Below are 6,923 nucleotides of genomic sequence, written 5' to 3'. Positions count from 1 at the left end.
CAACGTGATACCCCTGCGGCGATTCAGCCACAGGTTGAAGACGCATGCCGGGTGGCGGGTCCGGCGTACCAGCGACGGCGCGCTGCTTTGGACCAGCCCTCACGGATTCGAGTTCCGCGTCGACCACCGCGGAACCCACCGAATCGAGGACGACTGATGTCAGCGAAGAGCCTCACCTAAGGCAGAGACCTCCGCGCCGGCGATCCTCGAAGTATCTCGACAGCAAGTGTTCAAGAAGTTGTGGACATCCTGGGTGGGGTGCTGGGTTTAGACAGGGATGGGGCAAACTCGGGCGCATGTCGCGTTTGTCTCGTCGTCGTAGCCGGGTGGTCGAGGGTCGGCGGGAGGGGGTGGTGGCGCCGGATCCGCATCCGTCGGGGGCCCGGCCGCCGGCGATCCCGGCGGAGTTGGTTCCGCGGCACGTGGCGATCGTGATGGACGGGAACGGGCGGTGGGCCAAGGCGCGGGGGCTGCCCCGGACCGAGGGGCACAAGGCGGGGGAGGCGTCCTTGCTGGACGTGATCAAGGGTGGCATTGACATCGGCGTGAAGTACATCTCGGCGTACGCGTTCTCCACCGAGAACTGGGCCCGCTCGCCGGAGGAGGTCCGCTTCCTGATGGGGTTCAACCGGGAGGTGATCCACCGGCGCCGCGACGAACTCGACGCGATGGGGGTGCGGGTGGTGTGGTCGGGACGCCGGCCGCGGTTGTGGAAAAGCGTGATCTCCGAACTGGAGTCCGCGCAGGAGCAGACCAAGGACAACGACACCATCACCCTGCAGTTCTGCGTGAACTACGGCGGGCGGGCCGAGATCGCCGACGCGGTGAAGTCGATCGCGGCGGAAGTTGCCGCAGGCAAGCTCAGCCCGGACCGGATCACCGAGAAGACGATCGCGCGGCATCTCTACCGGCCCGACATCCCCGAGGTCGACCTGTACATCCGGCCCTCCGGTGAGCAGCGCACGTCCAACTTCCTGGTCTGGCAGCTCGCCTACGCGGAGATGGTCTTCCTCGATACGCTCTGGCCCGACTTCGACCGCCGCGACCTGTGGCGCGCGATCGAGCTCTACGCCCAGCGCGACCGCCGCTACGGCGGCGCCATCCCCAACCCCGTCGAGACGACCGACTGACCTGTACTCCGGCCGCTGTGGCTGGCGCTGGCGACAGCCCTGACCTCACCTTCCCGACCACGAGGTCCCACGAAACTGTCGGTCCCCGCTTCTAGCATCGAACGATGCCGAACCAACTGAAACTAGGGCTGACATTTCCTCCGGCGCTGGTTCCGGAAGCGTTCAGATCCTTCGTGACGTCGGTGGAGTCCAGCGGGCTGGACGATCTGTGGGTCTCGGAGGACTGCTTCAAGGAAGCTGCCATCGCCAGCGTCGTGACGGCGCTGGCCGGCACCGAACGCATCCGGGTCGGCGCCTCGATCCTGCCGGTTCCGCTCCGCAACGTCGTCCAGGCGGCGATGGAGATCGCCACGATCGACCGTCTGTACCCGAACAGATTCGTGGCGGGCATCGGTCACGGGGTCCAGTTCTGGATGGAGCAGGCCGGTGTCCGGGTAGACGCGCCGCTTACGCTCCTCCGCGAGTACGCGACTGTCTTGCGCCAACTGCTGGACGGCGAACGGGTCAGCACGACAGGTCGCTACGTCCACCTGGACGACGTCGCGCTGGAGCACCCACCCCACCAATCCCCGGCCCTGCTGATCGGCGCGGCCGGCCCGAAGTCTCTCGCGGCAGCGGGTGAACTCGGCACGGGGACGTTGCTCTCACTCGGTCTGGATCTGGACGCGATCAAGCAGTCGTGCCAGACCACGCTCAAAACAGCGGGACCGGACCACGAGGTGATCGCGAGCATCCCCGTGGCGACGGGGCCGGATGCACGTAGCCGAGTGGACGCCGAGCTCGCGGAGTACGGAATGAAAGGCACACCCGAGATCGGTGCTGTCGGCGGTGCTGAGGAGATCGCCGATCGGCTGCTGCAGCTCGCCGCGGCCGGCGTGACGACGATCGCCGTCCAGCCCTGCCGGGACGAGCCGGACCACGACGCATTCGCCCACTTCCTCGGCCAGCAGGTGCAACCACTCCTGACCTGAACGGGCACTAATCTTCGCTGACCAGCAGCGAAGAGTTGAGCAGCAGCGAAGAGGAGTGCCCGACCATGCCGGATGACCCCGCGGACCAGCCCGTGAACGAGCACCCGGCAGCGGAGGCGCCCGTCCCACAGACGCCGGAGGAGGCCTTGGCAGACGCGCGGGCCGGGTTCGACGAGATCAGCTCGATCCTCGAGCAGGCTCTGGCCGACGACGATCTGGCGGCGGAGGCCGCGGAGACCGCCCGTCGGCGGGCCGACGAACGATGAGCACCGAGAGCGAGCAGTCGGCCCAGCTCGCCGACGAGGCGGCCACCGCGATCTATGCCGCCCGCCGCGCGCTCGGCAACGCGTCGTCCCTCGCTACTGAAGCCGGCGAGATGCTGGGCCGAGCTCGGTCCGGAGCCACCGAGTTGAGGGCGACGGCGGAACAGGTGCGCACCGCCGAGCAGCCCCGGCGCTATGTTCTGGATGCTCAGGACTCGGCCGGGTTCGTCCATCAGAAGGCCAAGGTCGGTGAAGAGATCCTCGCCGAGGTGCGCGGCCAGCTCGAGATCGCGCGCGACCAGCTGCGGACCGGCCGGCGAGCCCTCGACGCGTTGTCGCGGATTCCCGGTCCGGAAACCGACCAGGCGGATGACCTGCGCGGACGGGTGGACAAGCTGGAGGATGCCGTCCACTTCACCGGTCAACGGGTGACCGAGGTCGCCGGGAAGCTGGCCACCGCGCGCGGCAACGTGGAGCCGATGGTCATCCAGGCCAAAGATCTGGACGATCTCGAGGTGTCGTCGTCCACCGTCAGCAGCACCGGGACGACCGCGGACCGGAACCTGACGGCGGCCCGGGAAGGGATGGCCGACCTGCAGCGGGAGTTCGCCCGGACGAACCCGGTGGCGAGCGACGCGGAGCGGGACACCATCGAGCTCGCGAACACGATGCGCGCGGCCCTGAATCCGACGCCGAATCCGACGCCGAATCCAACGCCGAATCCGCCGCAGAACCCAACTCACCAGCCCGCCGATCCCGAGCAGGCCGCCTTCCGCCCTCGCCCCGGCACTTCCCGCCGGCCGACGAACGAGCGCTGAACGCTACCGCCTGGGCGAAGGCAGCAGGCCTCGTTCGATGGCGACGGTGACGGCGTGGGTCCGGTCGTCGACGTCGAGCTTGGTGAAGAGGCGTTGGAGGTGGGTCTTCACAGTGGCCTCGCCGATGAACAGTTGGCGGCCGATCTCCGCGTTGCTCAGGCCGCGGGAAACCGCCGCGAGGACCTCCAGCTCGCGAGGCGACGGCTGGGCCGCGGCGGGCGCGACCGGAGTACGGAGGCGGGACATCAAGCGGGCAGCGACGGGTGGGGCGAGGACTGTCTCGCCACGAGAGGCGGCGCGGATTCCGTCGAGCAGTTCGGCGTGCGGGGTGTCCTTCAGCAGGTAGCCCGCCGCGCCGGCTTCGACCGCGTGCAGGATGTCCGTGTCCGTGTCGTACGTCGTCAGCACCAGCACCTTGGTCGCCGGATACCCCGACACGATCGCCTCGGTGGCCGACACCCCGTCCCGCCGCGGCATCCGCAGATCCATCAGTACGACGTCCGGCCGCGTCGACTCCACCAGCGTCAGCGCCTCCTCGCCGTCACCCGCTTCGCCGACCACCTCGATGTCGTCGGTCACCGCGAGCATGCCGATCAACCCCGAGCGAACCACCGGGTGGTCGTCCACCACCAGCACCCGCACGACGTCGGTCACGAATCCTCCTGAGCTGTTGCTGGAATGAGTACCTGGACCCGCGTACCACGCCCCGGCGCGCTGTCGACCTGCACAGTGCCGCCGGACTCCTCGACCCGTCCACGCATCGCCGCGAGCCCGAACCCCCGAGCCGGCGACTGCGGCTCGAACCCGGTCCCGTCATCACGGATCTCGATGCACACGCCTTCCGGCGACAAACCGAGCGAAATCAGTACCGACGTAGCACCCGCGTGCTTCCGGACGTTCGCCAACGACTCCTGCGCAGCCCGCAACAACACCACCTGCTGCCCCTGCGGCAACCCGGCGACCTCGTCGTCAGGCATATCAAGAGACACCTGTACGTCGACTCCCGTCTCCGCCGCGAACCGCTCGGCCTGCCGGCGGAGTACCTCCGTCAGGGTCGCTCCGGACAACGCCACCGGCGTGAAGGCGGCCACCAGCGCACGAGCCTCGGCAAGGTTCTCCCGAGCGGTGTCCTCGATCGCCGCCAACCGCGCGCCGACCGGATCGACAGCACCGCGGGACAACTCCACGGCAGCGGTCTGCGAAAGCATCACGATGCTGGTCATCCCCTGCGCCAGCGTGTCGTGGATCTCGCGGGCCATCCGCTCGCGCTCGGCCATCACCCCGGCCGAGTGATGCGCTTCGGCCAGTTCGTCGCGGGCTGCCTCGAGTTCCTCGATCAGGTCGGCGCGCTGCTGGCTCTGGCTGATCACCTTGTCGATCCAGATGCCGAGCAGGATGCTCACCACCAGGCTGATGACCATCCACGGCAAGATGTCCCAGAACGCGCTGACGGACCAGCCGGCCGCCCACAGCTGAGCCGCTCCGACCGCGGTGATCAGCAGGAGGCTGAGCGGCACGGCATCGTGGGCCCGGTCGCTCAACAGCCAGATCTGCGGTGACACGATGAAGAGGATGAAGACGGACTGCGGGAAGATCGCGACCGCGCCGGCCACACAGGCGATCATGAGCAACCGATACACATTGGCCGGCAGCCGACGCCTGGAGATCATCGCGGGTTTGGCGATGAACTCGTACGCGAGCCCCAGCACCACCAGCAGGCCCAGGAAGACGATCCGCCGCCGGCCGCTCAGGTCGGCGGTCAGCGAAGCGGCCGCGGTGACTCCGAGCAGCGCGTAGAACACGACATGCCAGCCGATCAGCGTGCGCACCCAGACCGGCTGCTCGACCCTAGTGGTGGGGAATTCCATAGGAGCCATCTTCCTCCAGAGCCGTCTGCGGTTGCTCGTAGCACCGAGAACGGCCAGGGAGGAAGGTGTGCCGAACATCAGCCCGCGTCCCGCCTGGTCCAGCGGAACACCCGCTGGGCGACGACGAGGCCGACCACCAGCCAGAGGCTGAGCACGATCGCGCCGGTGCCCAGCTGCCACGAACCGCCTGGCTCGTCCTGCTCGGAGATGCCCGGCAGGAAGACCGACCGCATGCCCTGGGCAAGCCACTTCAGCGGGAAGATCTCGGCGACGGTCCGCATCCAGGCGGGCAGGCTGCTGTAGACGAAGTACACACCGGACATGAACTGCAGCAGCAGGACCACCGGGGTGACGACGGCGGAGGCCGCCTTGCCTGACTTCGGGATGACGGAGAACGCGATCCCGAGTACCGACCCCGACGCGGTGCCGAGCACGAAGATCCACACGAAGTTCAGCCACTTGCCCGCATCCGTCGGGATGTCCACCCCGAGCAGCAGTCCCGCGATCGCGAGCAGCAGGCCGAACTGCAGGATCGAGGTGACCAGGACCAGCCCGATCTTGCCGATGAAGTAGGACTGTGGCGACATCGGCGTACCGCGCAGCCGCTTCAGCAGGTCCTCGTCGCGTTCCAGCGCGATCGTGATCGCGAGCGACTGGAAGCTGGTCAGGAAGATGCCGGAGGCGATCATCCCCGGGGTGAAGTAGGTCGCCGCGTTCACCCCGTTGCCGAAGTCGGTGTCGCCGAAGACGGCCGAGAAGATGGCCAGGAAGATGATCGGGAAGAAGAAGGTGAAGATCAGCTGCTCCCGCTCCCGGAAGAACTGCTTCACCTCCAGCCCGGTCCGCGAGAGGCCGACCTTGAGCGGTGACGGCAGCGGCTTGGCAGCGACGGTGGTGCTCATCGAACGGCTCCTTCGAGAGTCGGCTTCGCGCCGACCGAGGCAATCAGGTCCAGGTAGATGTCTTCAAGGCTCGGCCGCCGCACTTGCAGCTCCGGCACCTCGCCGCCGAACCGCGCCATCAGCGCGGCGACCTCGGCGGTCGGCTCATCGGTCCGTACTTCGTGCGGCCCGTCGGCGTCCAGCCAGGACACCCGCGCGGTCCGCGCGCCGCGCCCCCCGAGCGTTTCCGGGGTGGCGACCTCGAGCATCCGGCCGTCGGCGATCACGCCGACCCGGTCGGCCAGGTGCTCGGCCTCGTCCAGGTAGTGGGTGGTCAGCAGGATGGTGGTGCCCTCGGTGCGCAGGTTCTCGATCAGGGTCCAGAACTGCCGCCGCGCCTCGGGGTCGAAACCGGTGGTCGGCTCGTCCAGGAACAGCAGTTCCGGGCTGCCGATCACGCCGAGCGCGACGTCGAGCCGGCGGCGCTGGCCGCCGGACAGCTTCCGGGTCCGGGTCTTGCGCTTCTCCTCCAGCCCGACCGAGGCGATCACCTCGTCCGGATCGCGGGGGCTCGGGTAGTACCCGGCGTAGTGGTTGACCAGCTCCGCGACGGACAGTTCGGACTCGTCCCGGGACGTCTGCGCGACGATCCCGAGCCGGGCCCGCCAGTGCCGGTCGCCGTGGCGCGGGTCCACACCGAGCACGCTGATCTCACCCTCGTCGGCCCGGCGGTACCCCTCCAGCACCTCCACGGCCGTGGTCTTGCCGGCTCCGTTCGGCCCGAGCAGGGCGAACACCTCGCCACGGAAGATGTCCAGATCGACGCCGGCGACGGCGACCTTGTCCGGATAGCGCTTGACGAGTCCGCGGACCCGTACGGCGATGTCGTTGTCGGTCATGGCTCAAGCCTCGCTGGGCGGAGGGTCTCCCCGGGAGCGTCATCCGGCGGACCGGCTGTCCCCCAACCGGTGGACACCCAGGATGCGAGAGGG

Annotated in this window: 8 protein-coding genes; 4 read left to right on the top strand and 4 right to left on the bottom strand. The window is 68.4% G+C overall.

What is annotated here, in order from left to right; translation table 11 throughout:
• Positions 1-296 precede the first annotated feature (296 nt).
• The 4 genes from VFG33_RS13340 (at position 297) to VFG33_RS13325 (ending at position 3,182) form a co-directional block, all read left to right on the top strand.
• Complete coding sequence (locus VFG33_RS13340; RefSeq protein ID WP_325026084.1) at positions 297-1,130, top strand: isoprenyl transferase; 834 nt, start codon at positions 297-299, stop codon at positions 1,128-1,130.
• Between the two features lie 104 nt (positions 1,131-1,234).
• Positions 1,235-2,101 carry an LLM class flavin-dependent oxidoreductase gene (locus VFG33_RS13335; RefSeq protein ID WP_325026082.1) on the top strand — a complete coding sequence of 289 codons (867 nt, stop codon included), beginning with the start codon at positions 1,235-1,237 and terminating at the stop codon, positions 2,099-2,101.
• 65 nt (positions 2,102-2,166) lie between these two features.
• Positions 2,167-2,367: a hypothetical protein gene (locus tag VFG33_RS13330; RefSeq protein ID WP_325026081.1), complete on the top strand. Its 201-nt coding sequence runs from the start codon at positions 2,167-2,169 to the stop codon at positions 2,365-2,367.
• Positions 2,364-3,182: a hypothetical protein gene (locus tag VFG33_RS13325; protein ID WP_325026079.1), complete on the top strand. Its 819-nt coding sequence runs from the start codon at positions 2,364-2,366 to the stop codon at positions 3,180-3,182. The genes VFG33_RS13330 and VFG33_RS13325 overlap by 4 nt, the downstream gene beginning before the upstream one ends.
• A 3-nt stretch (positions 3,183-3,185) precedes the next feature.
• Here VFG33_RS13325 and VFG33_RS13320 read toward each other — a convergent pair whose 3' ends face one another.
• The 4 genes from VFG33_RS13320 to VFG33_RS13305 form a co-directional block, all read right to left on the bottom strand.
• Positions 3,186-3,836 (bottom strand): response regulator, encoded by a 651-nt coding sequence (locus VFG33_RS13320; protein ID WP_325026077.1) that lies wholly within the window; start codon positions 3,834-3,836, stop codon positions 3,186-3,188.
• Positions 3,833-5,050 carry a sensor histidine kinase gene (locus tag VFG33_RS13315; protein ID WP_325026075.1) on the bottom strand — a complete coding sequence of 406 codons (1,218 nt, stop codon included), beginning with the start codon at positions 5,048-5,050 and terminating at the stop codon, positions 3,833-3,835. Before VFG33_RS13315 ends, VFG33_RS13320 begins: the two co-directional genes overlap by 4 nt.
• 77 nt (positions 5,051-5,127) lie before the next feature.
• Positions 5,128-5,952, bottom strand: a complete 825-nt coding sequence (locus VFG33_RS13310) for an ABC transporter permease (protein ID WP_325026073.1) — start codon at positions 5,950-5,952, stop codon at positions 5,128-5,130.
• Entirely contained in the window at positions 5,949-6,830 is an 882-nt protein-coding gene (locus VFG33_RS13305) for an ABC transporter ATP-binding protein (protein ID WP_325026071.1), read from the bottom strand. The genes VFG33_RS13310 and VFG33_RS13305 overlap by 4 nt, the downstream gene beginning before the upstream one ends.
• Positions 6,831-6,923: the final 93 nt, after the last annotated feature.

Origin of the sequence: Kribbella sp., assembly GCF_035687465.1 — a bacterium.
GTDB lineage: Bacteria > Actinomycetota > Actinomycetes > Propionibacteriales > Kribbellaceae > Kribbella.
This window is presented reverse-complemented; position numbering and strand designations above follow the sequence as displayed.

Excerpts from the sequence above, each read along its gene's own strand:
- VFG33_RS13340 (WP_325026084.1), top strand. The coding sequence starts at position 297 with ATGTCGCGTTTGTCTCGTCGTCGTAGCCGGGTGGTCGAGGGTCGGCGG.
- VFG33_RS13325 (WP_325026079.1), top strand. The coding sequence starts at position 2,364 with ATGAGCACCGAGAGCGAGCAGTCGGCCCAGCTCGCCGACGAGGCGGCC.
- VFG33_RS13305 (WP_325026071.1), bottom strand. The coding sequence starts at position 6,830 with ATGACCGACAACGACATCGCCGTACGGGTCCGCGGACTCGTCAAGCGC.
- VFG33_RS13335 (WP_325026082.1), top strand. The coding sequence starts at position 1,235 with ATGCCGAACCAACTGAAACTAGGGCTGACATTTCCTCCGGCGCTGGTT.
- VFG33_RS13315 (WP_325026075.1), bottom strand. The coding sequence starts at position 5,050 with ATGGAATTCCCCACCACTAGGGTCGAGCAGCCGGTCTGGGTGCGCACG.
- VFG33_RS13330 (WP_325026081.1), top strand. The coding sequence starts at position 2,167 with ATGCCGGATGACCCCGCGGACCAGCCCGTGAACGAGCACCCGGCAGCG.
- VFG33_RS13310 (WP_325026073.1), bottom strand. The coding sequence starts at position 5,952 with ATGAGCACCACCGTCGCTGCCAAGCCGCTGCCGTCACCGCTCAAGGTC.